The organism is Kovacikia sp. CALU 1929 (assembly GCF_056784235.1).
Genome location: NZ_JBXBCF010000074.1, coordinates 27,883 through 42,705 on the forward strand (window position 1 = coordinate 27,883; position 14,823 = coordinate 42,705).

At 48.2% G+C, this 14,823-nt stretch carries 7 protein-coding genes, 1 tRNA gene and 1 CRISPR repeat array; of the genes, 5 read left to right on the forward strand and 3 right to left on the reverse strand.

Features of this window, described 5'->3' with window-relative positions; genetic code table 11:
- Positions 1-10: 10 nt before the first annotated feature.
- On the reverse strand, positions 11-451 hold the full coding sequence (locus AC1S52_RS18325) for a GNAT family N-acetyltransferase (protein WP_482030484.1): 441 nt from the start codon (positions 449-451) through the stop codon (positions 11-13).
- Between the two features lie 56 nt (positions 452-507).
- Positions 508-1,392, reverse strand: a complete 885-nt coding sequence (locus tag AC1S52_RS18330) for a glycoside hydrolase family 19 protein (RefSeq protein WP_482030485.1) — start codon at positions 1,390-1,392, stop codon at positions 508-510.
- 222 nt (positions 1,393-1,614) lie between these two features.
- Between AC1S52_RS18330 and AC1S52_RS18335 the strand changes: the two genes are divergently transcribed.
- Together AC1S52_RS18335 and AC1S52_RS18340 are read left to right on the forward strand one after the other, a co-directional pair.
- Positions 1,615-2,592: a hypothetical protein gene (locus AC1S52_RS18335; RefSeq protein ID WP_482030486.1), complete on the forward strand. Its 978-nt coding sequence runs from the start codon at positions 1,615-1,617 to the stop codon at positions 2,590-2,592.
- Positions 2,593-2,653: 61 nt separating this feature from the next.
- Positions 2,654-2,724, forward strand: a tRNA-Gly gene (locus tag AC1S52_RS18340).
- 280 nt (positions 2,725-3,004) lie between these two features.
- Positions 3,005-3,543: a CRISPR direct-repeat array (repeat unit 37 nt; unit sequence CTTTCAACCTGCCCCCGAAAGGACAGGTGGTTGCGAC).
- Between the two features lie 517 nt (positions 3,544-4,060).
- Here the strand turns inward: AC1S52_RS18340 and cas12k are convergent.
- A complete protein-coding gene (cas12k, locus tag AC1S52_RS18345) occupies positions 4,061-5,968 on the reverse strand; it encodes a type V CRISPR-associated protein Cas12k (protein ID WP_482030487.1) in 1,908 nt (635 codons plus the stop codon).
- A 674-nt stretch (positions 5,969-6,642) separates the two neighbouring features.
- Here cas12k and AC1S52_RS18350 point away from each other — a divergent pair.
- Genes AC1S52_RS18350 through AC1S52_RS18360 form a run of 3 tightly spaced genes read left to right on the forward strand, consistent with a single transcriptional unit; the run spans position 6,643 to position 14,611 of the window.
- On the forward strand, positions 6,643-9,495 hold the full coding sequence (locus AC1S52_RS18350) for a helicase-related protein (RefSeq protein WP_482030488.1): 2,853 nt from the start codon (positions 6,643-6,645) through the stop codon (positions 9,493-9,495).
- Positions 9,492-13,418, forward strand: a complete 3,927-nt coding sequence (locus AC1S52_RS18355) for an Eco57I restriction-modification methylase domain-containing protein (protein ID WP_482030489.1) — start codon at positions 9,492-9,494, stop codon at positions 13,416-13,418. Before AC1S52_RS18350 ends, AC1S52_RS18355 begins: the two co-directional genes overlap by 4 nt.
- A complete protein-coding gene (locus AC1S52_RS18360) occupies positions 13,418-14,611 on the forward strand; it encodes a hypothetical protein (protein ID WP_482030490.1) in 1,194 nt (397 codons plus the stop codon). Before AC1S52_RS18355 ends, AC1S52_RS18360 begins: the two co-directional genes overlap by 1 nt.
- The last annotated feature ends 212 nt before the right edge of the window (positions 14,612-14,823 follow it).

Sequence of the window (14,823 nt, forward strand, 5' to 3'; positions counted from 1 at the left end):
CGCATAAGCCCTACTGGTACTGCATAATTGTCACCGGCAAACGAAATACCCTGGCAGCGAAGTTAGACAACCTGAACTTGCGCTTCATGGCTGGGGGAAGTTCTTCCCAAGCAACTGGAACAAACCCAAAGCGAGTGTAAAACTGTGCCAATCCCTTGCCCAGGCACTCCAGGTAGAGAGGCTGGGTTGCCTGCTGAATCAGGGATTGAATCAGATGCGTTCCCAAGCCCTGCCCTCTAAAATCTGGATCAACGACTATGCTGCCAAGTTCCTGCGCGTCAGGGAAGTTGCGTAACTGACCACAGGCAATCACCTTTCCTGCCTGCTCAATCACCCAAAACTGAGACCAGCGCAATTGGGTTGGGTCGAGCATCGCAGTCAGCACCAGGCTCCGAATGGCACCCATGTCTTTGGAATGGGCTGGGCGAAGGGTCAATCCGGTTGGTAGCACGTCACAGATCTCCGTTACCAATGAACAGGTGGGCGAATGAACGATTGATTCACAGTTCAAGTCCCTAAGGCTCTCTTTGCTGCCTGGAGCAAGTGAATTCGGTCATCTAACCCGTTATAGCCTCCATTAATAACGCGGGTTACCGTGCGTACATCATCCCGGTCAGCATCTCCATTCAGTTGCCGCGTGCTCCAGTACCAGCCAGCACTGCGACATGCCAGGTCTGGGTCTGCCAGCCGTTTAGGATTGCTAATCAGGTCAACACCCAATGCTCGACCACACTCCAGGTAGTTGGTTCGTCCTGTCACTTGAATTAACCCCCTCCCCTTAAAGCGAACCCCGTCCCCTGGTTGGGTGTTACCCAGATCGCTGCGATATTCATAGTCTTCACCGGAGGCATATTCTTCCAACGCATTGAAGCGATCGCTCTCATGGGCAATCTGCGCCAGAAAGTGAGCCTGGCGCAAGGGAGTGTTGATGCTATACTCCACCATTGTCCGATTGAGTTGGGGAACCAGTTGTTCAGCCCGACTCAGGGATGCCTCTGGTGCGATCGCCCGCAGGTTGTCCGGTCTCAACCACGCCATTCTTGACTCTGGGAACAGGGAGGCATAGGGTTGTTTATCGGCTGGTCTGGCAGGCAAGTTACTGAGAGAACGGAGCAAGTTATCAACCAGACCATCCGTATCATTACACTCTCCCTGGAGTTTGTTCCAGCCACTTTGAAGTTGTTCACAGGCTTTTTTTCGCCCCGCATTAGTGTCGGTTAGTCCAAAAATCCCTACGTAGGGTGGCTTGTCAGTGGGGCGATCGGGTTGGCTGTTTAATCGTCGGATCAGCGCATCCACCAATTCATCAGTTTTGTTCGTATCACCCTCTAGTTTGGCAATCAGCGCCAACAGTCGAATGAGTGCCTGAAGTCTCCAAATTTGCAATTGCATAATAGTCGCACCTTCGCCAGCTAAAGTTTAGAGCCGCAGAAATAGCCCAAGAAAATACTGGCACTTTGGCTCTATTATTTTTTGAAATGAATTTATCATATCAGTTTTGGATTTTGACTTCATGTTTGAGCGGGGTTAAAGGTCCGGTGTCAGGCTGAAGAATCAAATGGGTATCGATAAGCTAGGATCAACTCTGCGCCAGCTAACTATCCCGCGTATTCGATGATGAATTCTACCGAAACTCCAGTCGATTCGCGTTTGTCTGACCTGCGACGGCATTCAGAGCCAGCGGCTCTGTGGATTGTGCTTGCCATTGGGTCCGTTCTGCTGCATCTGGGTTTACTCGTTGCCCTGCGTCAGTACTGGACTCACCGGGTGAAAGTTGAAGCGGAACGCGCTCCTATCGCTGTGGAGTTTGTGCCATCCCCTTCTATAGCTAAACCCAGATCGGCTCCAGTAAAGCGGGCAGCGCCTCCCAGGATAGGAAGTCAACCCTCATCGGCGGCTCCACCTCAACCGGCAGAGCGGCAGGGGGCGATCGCCTCCCTTCCTCCCCCACAACCTTTCCCGGCACGTCCCCAGCCATCTATTCCCCGGCAACCACCCCCAAGACCCCCATTCCGCCAGGAGTTTCCCTCTCCTGCCCAACCCTCAGAGCCACCCACCACTCCCAGTCAATCTCGCCCTTCTCCCCACCCGGAACAAACCGCCTCAGAGCCTCCTTCCGAAAATCCCACTTCCCCTCAGCCATCCAACAAACCCCTCAGTGGCGAACTCCAGGAGCCAGCACCTGCCAGCGGTTCAGAACCATCTTCTACCCCGAAAGGAGCGATTACTTCTGGACAGCCACTCCCTTCCCTCCAGGGAAAAGTCCTGGTCAAAATTTTGAGTACTCGTCAGATGCGAAGTGATCTTAAAGCTCAACCAGCCAAACCCCTGCACGAAGAGCAGGAAATCTCTCTCTATATGCCGCCAGGGTCTCCCCAGCAACCGATTGAACTTGAAGCTTACCTGGAAATTAACTCGACGGGAAAAGTTTTGACAGCCAAGCCAAACAACCCAGACGCATCGGAAATCGATGCGCAAACCATCAGTGTGATTTTCAACGAAATGAGTTTCATGGCTGCCCAGGACGGCGATCCGCCAGAACCTGTGCTGTCCGCTCTGATTGTTAAGATTAGGATTACAGTTCTTCGTTGAAATACTTGAACTTGCTCGATCCGTATGTTATCGTTGCAGATGCTTTGCAAACTGGTCACCAGCGGGCGTAGTTTAGTGGTAAAACCTTAGCCTTCCAAGCTAATGATGCGAGTTCGATTCTCGCCGCCCGCTTTTGTTGTACAGTGACTAATTAATTGTCATCGGTGACAGATTCCTGTCGTTAGTGACAAATTACTGTCATCGTGACAAATTAGTGTCGTTGAAGAGGTGGTGACAAATTACTGTCATCCAAAGAACTTAAAGAAGGCTAAGGTTTTACCTTTCAACCCGCTTTGATTAAGGAATCCTTCTGATTTGAAAATTTGCGGTTCTTCCTTTTCTTTCACCTGCCCTAATTAGAACGGATGATTGCGATTTTGGTGGGAGCGATCGCCTTCCAGCAGGTCTATCGCTTTCAACCTGCCCCCGAAAGGACAGGTGGTTGCGACTCGCCCTTGGACACCAGGCAAGGCGATGCAACAACTTTCAACCTGCCCCCGAAAGGACAGGTGGTTGCGACTATAGCCGGTCACTTCGGCTATAGCCTGATAGCTACTTTCAACCTGCCCCCGAAAGGACAGGTGGTTGCGACGCTGCCATCTCCAGGTTTGCGGTCTCTAACGTCTTTCAACCTGCCCCCGAAAGGACAGGTGGTTGCGACGGCAATGACCATTGCAATCAGTCGATTGCAACAACTTTCAACCTGCCCCCGAAAGGACAGGTGGTTGCGACATAATTCATTGCTGGTGGCAAGGGTCTTTGGGAGATCTCTTTCAACCTGCCCCCGAAAGGACAGGTGGTTGCGACTTCATTGTTAAATGAGTTAGCAATTGCCATTAAGACTTTCAACCTGCCCCCGAAAGGACAGGTGGTTGCGACGAAAGCAACAACGGCATAGTCAACTTGATACTCTTCTTTCAACCTGCCCCCGAAAGGACAGGTGGTTGCGACGGCAGCCCTCTGAACCTAAACAAAGCAAAGGTTTCAGAAGGTGTTTGCGCGGATCGCATTGCCTATCCTCTCTCCGGACCTTCTGCTTCAAGGTCTAGAGGTGATCTAGAACCTTGAAGCCAAGCTGGCAAAAGCATTTAGACCTTTGCGCGAACCCCTTCAAGGAATAAGTCCTTTGACTGGGCGCTGAAATGGATAATAGAAGCGGGTTCCCCCTTGATTGGGGGTGGTTCGGTAGCCACTACAGCAGTACATCCGCACCCTTTTTGCTGGGAGCGCACCTACGCCATAATTGAAGCAGACGAACTCCTCAACCATGACTTAATCTCGAATGAGAAACAAGTAGGTCTCTCATTCGACAGCATCAGGGTGAGCAGCTACCAGGGTCAGAAAGCAAAACTGTCTTTTGACAGCTAAACTAACCCTCTTTTTGCACGAGCATCTGCTGCAAGCAGCAGATGTCGCGGCGCTATTTCTCATTCGATTTTCAAGGTACAAACTTGTATCTACAGCCCCTTTAAGTGCGGGCTTGGTAGGCAGCGATCGCCACATCCCTCGCTTTCTCTTCTAACTTTCCAGTCAGAGGTTGTTTCGCTTCCTCAATCAAAATGCCAAGTTTAGTTGCTTGGCTCCGAATGCTCTCAATTAATCTGCCATAGCTCCAACGGTGAACACTGGCACGGTACTGCTTGGCATATTTTTGTTGTCCCTCCAAATAACCCGGACATTGCTTCTCTGCCCTGGATTTAATCTCTACTTCTACAAGCTCTCGGATATCTCCCAGTTTTGGGACTGCAATACTTCCAGCTTTATAGGTTTTGGCAATCGTGACGATCGCTTTCGCCAGTAATCGGTCAACGTACTGACCTAGTTCAGATTCTCCAAATTGGTGAGGGGATGAGCGTTTTTGAGCTTTATGGCGTTGATGGGCTGTTTTCTGCTGTTCGGAACGCCTTCGGGTAAGTAGCCTGAAATTTTCACCTAACAGTTGACGAATGCCGTACTGAGCAAGAACCTGTTGGGTAACAGCATCCCAAACAGCAATCGTGGCAGGTTTTTCTAAACCCAGACTTAACCCGACTACAATGTGGGGCTGTCCCTTGTATAGGGGCTTGCTGGGGCGATCGAAAGGGGTGTTTATACGGCTCAGGGTGGAGTTAAGGCGTTTGACATAATTCTGCTGGGTCTCCAGAAGATTGTCCTTGCCCTCCATTTGAGTAATCTTCTTGGCGACCTCTGCGGCTTTTTCCCGCCGGACTTGTTCAGTTCCCTCAGCAGTCCAGAGGCGAGTGTCTACCGTGCAGTAGAGGGTTAGCTGATGTACATCCCAGGGATTCCCTTTTCCCTTGCCTTCCTGCCACGCCAGACGAGCAGAACGGAGGGTAAATAGAGCACTGGAATGCTGGTTTTTGCTGGCTTTTTTAGTTTGCTGGTCTTCCAGGAATCGCTGGAACCAGTGAAGCTGGCGTTGGTCACAGTAGATGGCAAAGGTGTGGTCACTCAACCCATTGAAATGTACACAAAGTCTTCCTTTTTCATTCTTCTCCCAGACTAAATCCTCGCTGGTTTCAGTGTTGAGTGGGAATGGAAGAACACTGGACCTGGTTAACAATCGATCCTGCCACTGTTTTGCCTCAGCGTTGTCCTTTGGGACGCTATTGGTTGCGGTTTCAAGAGTGCTCAGCCAGCTTTGCCCAGTTAGATCCCGACCGTGAGGGATGCGTCCTTCGATTTGCTCTTGCAGGCGTTTGACCTGAATCTCAACTTTCCGGCGGCGTTTGGCAAATTTGTCAGAGTCTTCCTCCTTTTGAGGGATTTGACAGCCGTTCTTCAGTAAGTAGGCGATCGCGCTTCGCTCCAGTCCATTGTCTGAATCGTGATAGCGGTCAAAAAGCTGATTGGCTAAACTGCGATCGGAGGGGTCTTTTTTCTTCCTGGTTTTCTTACCCTTCTTACCTGTATTGGGGATTGCCTTAACTGAAGCCGCTGTTGCCTGAAATTGCTGCAAAATAGCAGTAGCGCGATCGCGAATTCTGGTCAGTTCCACTCCACTTTCCTGAGCCAATTCCTCATCGCTTTTGAGCATTTCTAGCCAGCGCAATTTGCCATCGAGCTTCTGCTGAACCCGTTTCTGAAGCGCTAACCAGGATTTGAAAATGTAATCTGCAACGTGCTCTGCGGAAGCATAAAAACGAGCAGGTTGATCGCTGAAGCGGGGATCGGTTTTAAGGGTTTTACAAAGCTGGGAAACTACAGCAGAAGAGATTTTACCTTTTTGTCGCCAGGTTTCAAACTCAGAATGCTGGCTCAAACGCTCAATGAGCGTATTAATCAGTGGCGTGTTGCGCTCTGCCATCAGCGTCCAGAGCTGTTGGCGGGTTTCTGGGGAGGCAACTAGGCGACACTGGATCGTAATCTGACTCATAGAACATTTGTTCTAAATCTGAGATGACAATACCAGAGGTACATAATCTTTGCAAGGGGTTTAATAGGTTTTCTTGAAGAGTTCGGGGTGATTTGAGCGATCTCGCCTCAGTGGAGAATTTGAAGAATTTTCAGACAATCCTCTTTGGTTCGTTAGCATCGACTACTAAATACTCATTGCTTCAGGCGATTTGGATGGTGGGGATTCTGCTGCTGGATCATCTGGTTAGAGGAGGTGGGCAGTATTGCAGTTTGCGGCAGACGACGAATTTATGGCGGGGGAATCACCTAATTAATTCCTCCTGGAAAGGATTGAAGTTTATTATAGATCTTGAGGATTAACAGCTCTCTTTTTCACCGTGCTTCAATAAGAGATGTCCAAGAAATAAATGATCCATTGTCATTCTGAGCAGAACGCAGTGAAGCGAAGAATCTCCAGGTTTGCGATGAATAGGGATGCTTCACTACGCTGACGCTTTGCTCAGCATGACAGGATCAATCGTTCTTTGGAGTTCTCTAAGTAATGTCAAATTCCTGATTAGAACCAATTGGGATTAATTTCTATGTTTGATGCTGCTTCTGAAAGTAAAGAAATCTGAAGGTATATAAAGGCGCACGCATAGTAACTGGGCATGAGTCCATTTGTTTTTATTTTGCTTGCTACTGGGGGCTTGAATGGCTGATCGTTTCCTTCCTACTCTAGGCGCTGTGGTTACTTGCCGCGATCGCCAATGGGTTGTACTCCCCTCAGAAATTCCTGAGGTCATTCGCTTGCGCCCTTTGAGTGGCAATGAGGATCAAGTTTGTGGCATCTATCACCCCCTAGAGCTGGAGCCAATTACCTCAGCTCAGTTCCCGGTTCCGAAAGCAGACGCAATTCAAGACCACACCGCTGCTCAACTGCTCATGGACGCAGCTCGCTTGAGTTTACGAAGCGGGGCAGGTCCTTTTCGGTCGCTGGGTCGGCTATCAGTACGTCCTCGACCGTACCAGCTTGTGCCACTGCTCATGGCGCTACGGTTAGAGACCATTCGGCTTCTGATTGCGGATGATGTGGGAATTGGCAAGACGATCGAAGCAGGGCTGATTGCTAGAGAAATGCTCGATCGTGGGGAAGTCAAACGGCTGGCCGTTTTATGCCCTCCTCATCTATGTGATCAGTGGCAGCGAGAGCTGAGAGAGAAATTTCACATTGATGCGGTCGTAATTCGATCGGGCACAGTCAGCAAATTGGAGCGTGGCTTGCCTGGAGGTGATCACCACGTCTTCGGGTATTACCGCCACATTATTGTGAGTTTGGATTATGCAAAGTCAGACCGCCGTCGAGCGAGCTTTCTGGCCCACTGTCCAGATTTGGTAATTGTGGATGAAGCGCATACCTGTGCTCGCCCAGGGGGACGGAGTACCTCCCAGCAGCAGCGGCATCAATTACTTCAGGAACTAGCCGAGCGAGAGCAGCAGAATTTTATCCTTTTGACAGCAACTCCCCACAGCGGGATTGAAGAATCATTCCTCTCAATTATTGGTCTACTCAAAGGTAAATTTGAGAGTTGGGACATTAATAACCTGACCCAGGAGCAACGAATTGAGTTAGCTAATCATTTTGTCCAGCGTCGCCGAGCAGATGTGAAGCAATGGTTGGGGAACGAAACACCTTTCCCAGAGCGTGACCCCCTGGAACAGCCCTATAAGTTATCCAAGGAATACAGGGATCTTTTTGAGGAGGTCTATAACTTTGCGCGTGGGTTGGTCAAAACGACAACTGAGGATATGAGCTACGCTCAGCGCCGAGGACGGTATTGGGCAGCCTTGGCACTCATTCGTTGTGTGATGTCATCACCTGAGGCTGCGATCGCAACATTAGGTAAACAGGTGATTAAGACCGCAACGGACGAAGGGCAGGGTACCGAGATCGACATCGACGAAGATTTGATGGTGGCCTATACCTATGATCCAACCGATCAGGAGCAGGCGATTGATGCCCAACCCACGATCGCCCTTGAGCAGGGGCAGCGGTCTTACCAGGATTCTGATCGGCGTAAATTGAGGGGATTTATTCAGGCAGCGGCGAAGCTCAAAGGGGCAAAAGACACCAAGCTACAGGCGGCGATCGACACAACCACTAAGCTGCTGGCTGAGGGCTTTAATCCGATTATCTGGTGTCGCTACATTGCTACAGCCAACTACGTCGCTGAAGAATTGCGAAACAAATTTGAGAAAAAGCGGGGGAGCACAACCCGTGTGATCGCTATCACAGGCGAGTTATCTGAGGACGAGCGGGAAGTTCGCTTGGAGGAATTGACCCGCTATCCGCAGCGAATTTTGGTGGCAACGGATTGCCTCAGCGAAGGGGTAAACCTGCAAGAGCATTTCAATGCCGTGATTCATTACGACTTGCCCTGGAACCCGAACCGCTTGGAACAGCGAGAAGGCCGGATTGACCGCTACGGTCAGACGGCAACTGTGGTGAAAAGCTATCTGATTTATGGGCAAGACAATCCAGTCGATGGGGCAGTATTGGACGTTTTGATTCGGAAAGCGGTGGAAATCCACAGGACTCTGGGCATTACAGTACCCGTGCCTATGGATAGTGCTACGGTTTCAGAAGCGGTGTTCAAATCCCTCTTTGACCGGAAAGCTGATGCTCAGCAACTTTCCCTGCTGGATTTGCTGGACAACGAAGAATCTGCTGTTGAGCAAGTTCATAAAAATTGGGATCGGGCGGTCGAGCGAGAGAAGGTTAGCCGGACTCGGTTTGCTCAACGGGCGATTAAACCGGACGAAGTGGAACAGGAGCTGGTGGAATCGGATCAGATTCTTGGCAATGAAGCCGATGTGGAACGATTTGTCAAAGCTGCCTGTAGCCGCTTGAATGCGTCCTTACAGAAGAAAAAGCAATCCTGGCTACTGCCGTCGATCCCATTGCCCTTGCAACCCAGTCTGGGTACACAGCCCCGCACGATTACCTTCACGACACCCGCACCGGAAGGGGTGGAATATGTCGGACGTAACCATGCATTGGTAGAGGGTTTAGCCCGCTATTTATTAGAAGAGACTCTGGTGAATAACCATGATCCCATTGCTGCTCGCTGTGGCTTTACGATTACCGACGCGGTTGAGCAACACACTACACTGTTATTGCTGCGATCGCGCTATTTGCTGACCAGTCCAAAAGTCGAGTCTCTTTTAGCTGAAGAATGTTTTGTGGTGGGGTTTACAGGTTCACCCTCTAATCCCCTGTGGCTAGAGCCTGAAGATGCACAGAATTTGCTCCAGCAAGCGGAGCCTGTAGGAGATATTGCTCCTGCCTTAAAGCAACTAGACATTGCGGATGTGCTGAGCAGTTTGGGGGAGCTTGAAGAAGAACTGGATGCGATCGCCCAAATACGGAGCCAAGGACTCGTTCAATCTCACCGACGAGTTCGCAATGTAACCAAGGAAGGACAGGTACGTGTGAAGCCTCAGTTGCCAATGGATATTCTCGGAATCTTTGTTCTCCAGCCTGGTCAGCGGAGGAATGTGGCATGAAGAATACGATTGATATGCCAGTCGGGGTTGATATTCAAGGCAATTTGATCGCGCCGGATTTGACCACAGAGTTGGTGCTTGGGGAGATTAAGGGTCAAGCACCGGAGGACTTTGGTCTTACCAAAGGCGACAAGCTAGCAGATGAGATTGCGACGGCATGGGGGGATGCCAAAGCGTACTGGGCTGCATTTCAACGGGCTGTATCCCGATTATCGGAAGATGATCCGGCTACGACAGTGACACGGGAGCAGTGGGTGGTGCCATTGCTCCGAAGTCTGGGCTATGACCCGGTGTATGTGGCGAAGGCTGAAGTGGTAGAGGGACAAACCTATGCAATTTCCCACCGAGCCGAACCAGGGGAGAATAAGCCGCCTGTTCACATTATTGGCAGTCGAGTACGACTGGAGCAGCGACCTCCTAGCGGTACACCCCGACTTTCTGCCCATGCCTTAGTACAGGAGTACCTCAACCGCACGGAGCATCTCTGGTCAGTAGTGACCAACGGTCTGCGGTGGCGGTTGCTGCGAGACTCGACGTTGATGACGCGGCTGACCTACGTTGAGTTTGACCTGGAGCAGATCCTCAATGGGGAGAACTTTGCTGAGTTTGGCTTATTTTATCGGCTGTTCCATCGTTCCCGTTTGCCGGAAAGCATCGACGACGCGGATGAGTGTCTGCTGGAGTTTTATCACCAGGAGTCGTTGCAGCAGGGTGGACGGGTTCGCGATCGCCTCCGTGACGGCGTAGAATCTGCCCTTAAGCGACTGGGAACAGGATTTTTACAGCATCCTCAAAGTCAGAGTCTACGCGAGAAGTTGGAGGCAGGCACACTGACAGAGGTGGCGTATTACCGACAGCTTTTAATGCTGATTTATCGTCTCCTGTTTTTGATGGTGGCGGAATCGCGAAATCTGCTGCTTTCAACGGACGATCCAGAGAAGGCACGGATTTACCGGGAGTACTACAGCATTGAGCGGCTGCGAGCATTGGTAGAGCGACCGAGCTGGCGGCGGGAAGGCTTTCAGGATCTGTGGCAGGGGTTACGGGTTACGTTTCAGCTCTTTGATGAGAATTGGCGGGGACAGGTGTTGGGATTGTCGCCGTTGGATGGTGATCTGTTTGGGTCGCATACCTTAGTTGATCTGGAGGGGTGTGGCATCGACAACCATGATCTGATGTTGGCGTTGCGAGGATTGTCGCTCTATGAGCAGAAGGGGCAATTACGTCGAGTTAACTATGGAGCCTTGGATGTTGAGGAGTTGGGCAGTGTTTACGAAAGCCTGCTGGAGTTCCACCCTTATGTAAGCCAGGTTGATGGGATTTGGGAATTCCAGTTGGTGACGGGGAGTGAACGGAAGACGACGGGTTCCTACTATACGCCACCGGAATTGGTGGGGCAGTTGATTAAGAGTGCGTTGGAGCCAGTGATTGCGGAGCGGCTGGCATCATTGGGAGCGAACGCAACAGTAGAGGCTCAAGAGCAAGCCCTGTTGAAGTTGAAGGTGTGTGATCCGGCTTGTGGATCAGGGCACTTTTTGCTGGCGGCAGCACGACGCATTGGTAAGGAACTGGCACGGGTACGAACGGGAGAGATGCAACCAGGAGCTGAGCCGTTGCGGGTAGCGATTCGCGATGTGATTCAGCATTGTATTTATGGGGTGGATTTGAATCCGCTGGCGGTGGATTTGTGTAAGGTGGCGTTGTGGTTAGAGGGACTTTGCCGAGGATTATCGCTTAACTTTCTGGATCACAGAATTAAGTGCGGAAACTCGCTTGTGGGAGTGCTGGATCTAGATTGCTTGAAGGAAGGAATTCCAGACAATGCCTACAAACCTGTGACGGGGGATGACAAAGCCATTGCATCCCTTATTAAGAAAACAAACAAAAAAGATCTAGAAAATGTTCAACAAGGTCAACTCGCCCTCGCATTAGAGTCAACCTTTGAGAAAGACCGAGAGGAGTATGCCAAGGCGTGGCGTGAAATTGAGGTGATGAAGGATGATGACCCGGCAGCAGTGCATCAAAAGCAGAAGAAGTATGAACGCAGCCGCCATCTGGTGTCGTGGTTACGAGATCGCTCGGCATGTAATCTATGGACGGCGGCATTTTTTATGCCTTTGACAGAGCAGAATCTACAGCTTTTGCCCACTTCAGGAGTTTTGGATAATCTATTGAAGGGTAACTGGGCAACACAAGCAATTGTAGATGCAGCGGATCGCTTGGCGGAGGAAAAGCGGTTTTTCCATTGGCCCCTGGAGTATCCAGACGTGTTTAAGCAGGGTGGTTTTGATTGTCTACTGGGCAATCCTCCCTGGGAAGTTTTTCAACTGAAGGAGCAAGAATTTTTTGCTGCACTCAGTCCTAACATTTCCCGTTTACCGGGAGAGGAAAGAAAAAAAGCGATCAAACTACTTCCAAAAACGCATCCTCACTTAGTAGAAATATTTCAAATAGCTAAGCATGATGCTGACTCTCAAAATAAATTTGTTAGAGAATCCTATCGGTTTCCCTTAACTGCAAAAGGAAAGATAAATTCTTTTTCTATTTTTGCTGAAACTAGCTATCGAATAATTTCTCAAACTGGCAAGGCAGGACTTATCCTACCCACAGCAATTGCCACTGATGATTCAACCAAAGAATTTATCCAAGATGTTGTCAATAAGAAAGCTTTAGATAGTTTTTATGACTTTACCAATAGAGGCTATCTCTTTCGAGAGACTGAAAGCACTTTTTCTTTTGCATTGTTAACACTGTCGGGCTTCAGCATTAAAAGAGCTAGCTTAGCAGCTCAGCTATGGCAAGTTAAGCACTTGCAAGATTCCATTAGGACTTATCAGCTGAGTGCAGAAGATATTAAAACGCTAAATCCAAATACTTTGAATTTACCAATCATCAAATCTTCCAGAGATGTAGATATCCTTTTGCGTATTCATAAAGCCATACCCATTTTAGACAATGAGGCTTGTTCTGATGATGGACTTTGGCATTTACTCTATAGACAAGGATTATTTAATATCACGTCAGACAGCAGCTTGTTTAAGCGAAAAGATGAGCTAGAGAGCCTTGGTTTTTGTTCTAAGGGATACATCTTTGAAAAAGATTCAACTATTTACCTTCCATTATATGAATCTAAGTTCATCGAACAGTTTAACCATAGAAAAGCAACTTTTTTTGGGGTTCAGACTGACAAAATATACGGGATTCGTCCACAAACTGTAAAGGCAACTACAGATGAGTTAAAAGATCGGAATTGGTTTGTATTAGTAAGATATTGGATTCATCAGTCGGAAGTTAGAAAGGCTTTGTCTAGCTTATGGAAATATAATTGGTTGATAGGATTTAGAAGAACAATTAGCGCGGTTGCAGACTCTCGAAGTGTAATATTTTCTGTTCTTCCCTTGGTTGGGATCGGTGATTCCTTACCACTTGTTTTTCCTCAGCATAGTCCAGAGCTAGCTTGTACTTTAGTAGCGAATTTTAATTCTATAGTTCTTGATTATGTTGCTAAGCAAAAAGCTAGCGGCGGTAACTTGAGTTTTTATGTTGTTAAACAACTCCCCGTCCTCCCACCCGATCGCTATAGCCACGCCGACATCGACTTCATCGCCCACCGCGTCCTCGAACTCACCTACACCGTCTGGGATCTGCAACCCTTTGCTCAAGACATGGGCTATGACGGCGAACCCTTCACCTGGAACCCAGAACGCCGCGCCCTGCTTCGAGCAGAACTTGATGCTTACTACGCCCACCTCTACGGCCTCACCCGCGACGAACTCCGCTACATCCTCGACCCCGCCGATGTCTACGGTCCCGACTTTCCCAGCGAAACCTTCCGCGTCTTGAAAAACAACGAGATGAAGCAATTCGGCGAATACCGCACTCAAAGATTAGTATTAGAGGCTTGGGAGAAATTAGGTTTGTAATGAAGGAACAACGAAACATTATGGAAGATTTAAAGGATGTTTATTCCCTAAAGTTTTGGGTAGATCCTAAGCAGATAGAAAGGGACAGCCTTGATGCAAATATTCGTCATGAATTAAGAGATAATTTATCATCAATTCCTAGTCTAGATATTCGGAATGAGAATAATTTTTTAGTTCTTCATATAGAGGCAAATTTAGAGACAATAGATGATTGTCATGAAAAACTTAAGGGATATTTTACTGAAAATAAACTCAATTGCATTCGAGTGGAAGATGAAGTTGGTGATAAAACTCGATTAGAAGCATATCCAATTCTTGCAGAGATTGAGCAAAGATTCAGAAACTTTGTTCATCAGGCAATCCTTGAAGTCGAAGATTTTAACTTCAATTGGTGGAGTGAAATAGCTCCACTTGATATCCGAGAGAAAGTCGAGATGATAAAAGCAAAATCAGAAGGGAAAAGTGAATTACTAAATCCTCTTGAATGCACTCAATTTGATGATCTGGTTGCCATAATAGACACTACTTATTCTAAAGTCTCACCTGATGAAGGTTTGAGCGTAACACTTCTCCTTGATCTAATTGAAGGTTGTAATACAGTCACCAGTGTAGTTGAAAAAATTAGAGAGAGAATTGAAGAAATATCATATTGGGATAGATTCTTTTCAAAGTACTTCCAAGATGCATCTCAATGGAAGAAAATTAAAACGGCTATCCGATTTGTGATTAGGGAAAGGCATAAGGTTATGCACCATCGTCCTATGAGATATGGTGTAGTTCAAGCCCTAAAGCAAAAGAGAGATGAAATTTTTGCGATTTTAGATGCTGCAAAGGTAGCTCTTTCTGATGCAGAGAAAACAGAAGCAAGGCAGGAAATTGAAGGTATACAAGAAGAAAAAGCTCCATATGCTTCTGAGCATGATGTCTTTGTAAAGCTTTCAGAGGAGTTTTTGAAGAAATTTTCGGCTCTCCCTCTTGGACTTCAAAAAAGAGTTACAAGTAAATTGAATTTTATTATGTCAGACAGGCAAACTTTATATAGTGGCAACTTTCGTAAGATTCGAAGCTCAAGTGAAGACAACCTTTACTCTTATAGGATCTCTCCGGAGCTTAGAGCGGTGTGTATTCTTGATCATCAAAACAATTTCGACAAACCTGTTCTTACGTTTGTGGATATCTTCAAGCATGCTTAATTTTTGAGATATGGATATAGAAAATCTACTTATTGGTTAAGAATTGATCTCTTTAATAATCTAAACCCCATGTTACTTAGCGACTCTCAAAAACAACGAGATAAGACAATTCGGTGAATGCCGCACCTAGCATCTCGTTCTCACCGTTTGGAATCAATCATTTGCAACAGTTAATCAGTGCTGTCTAATTACCACACAACTTTGTCTACACA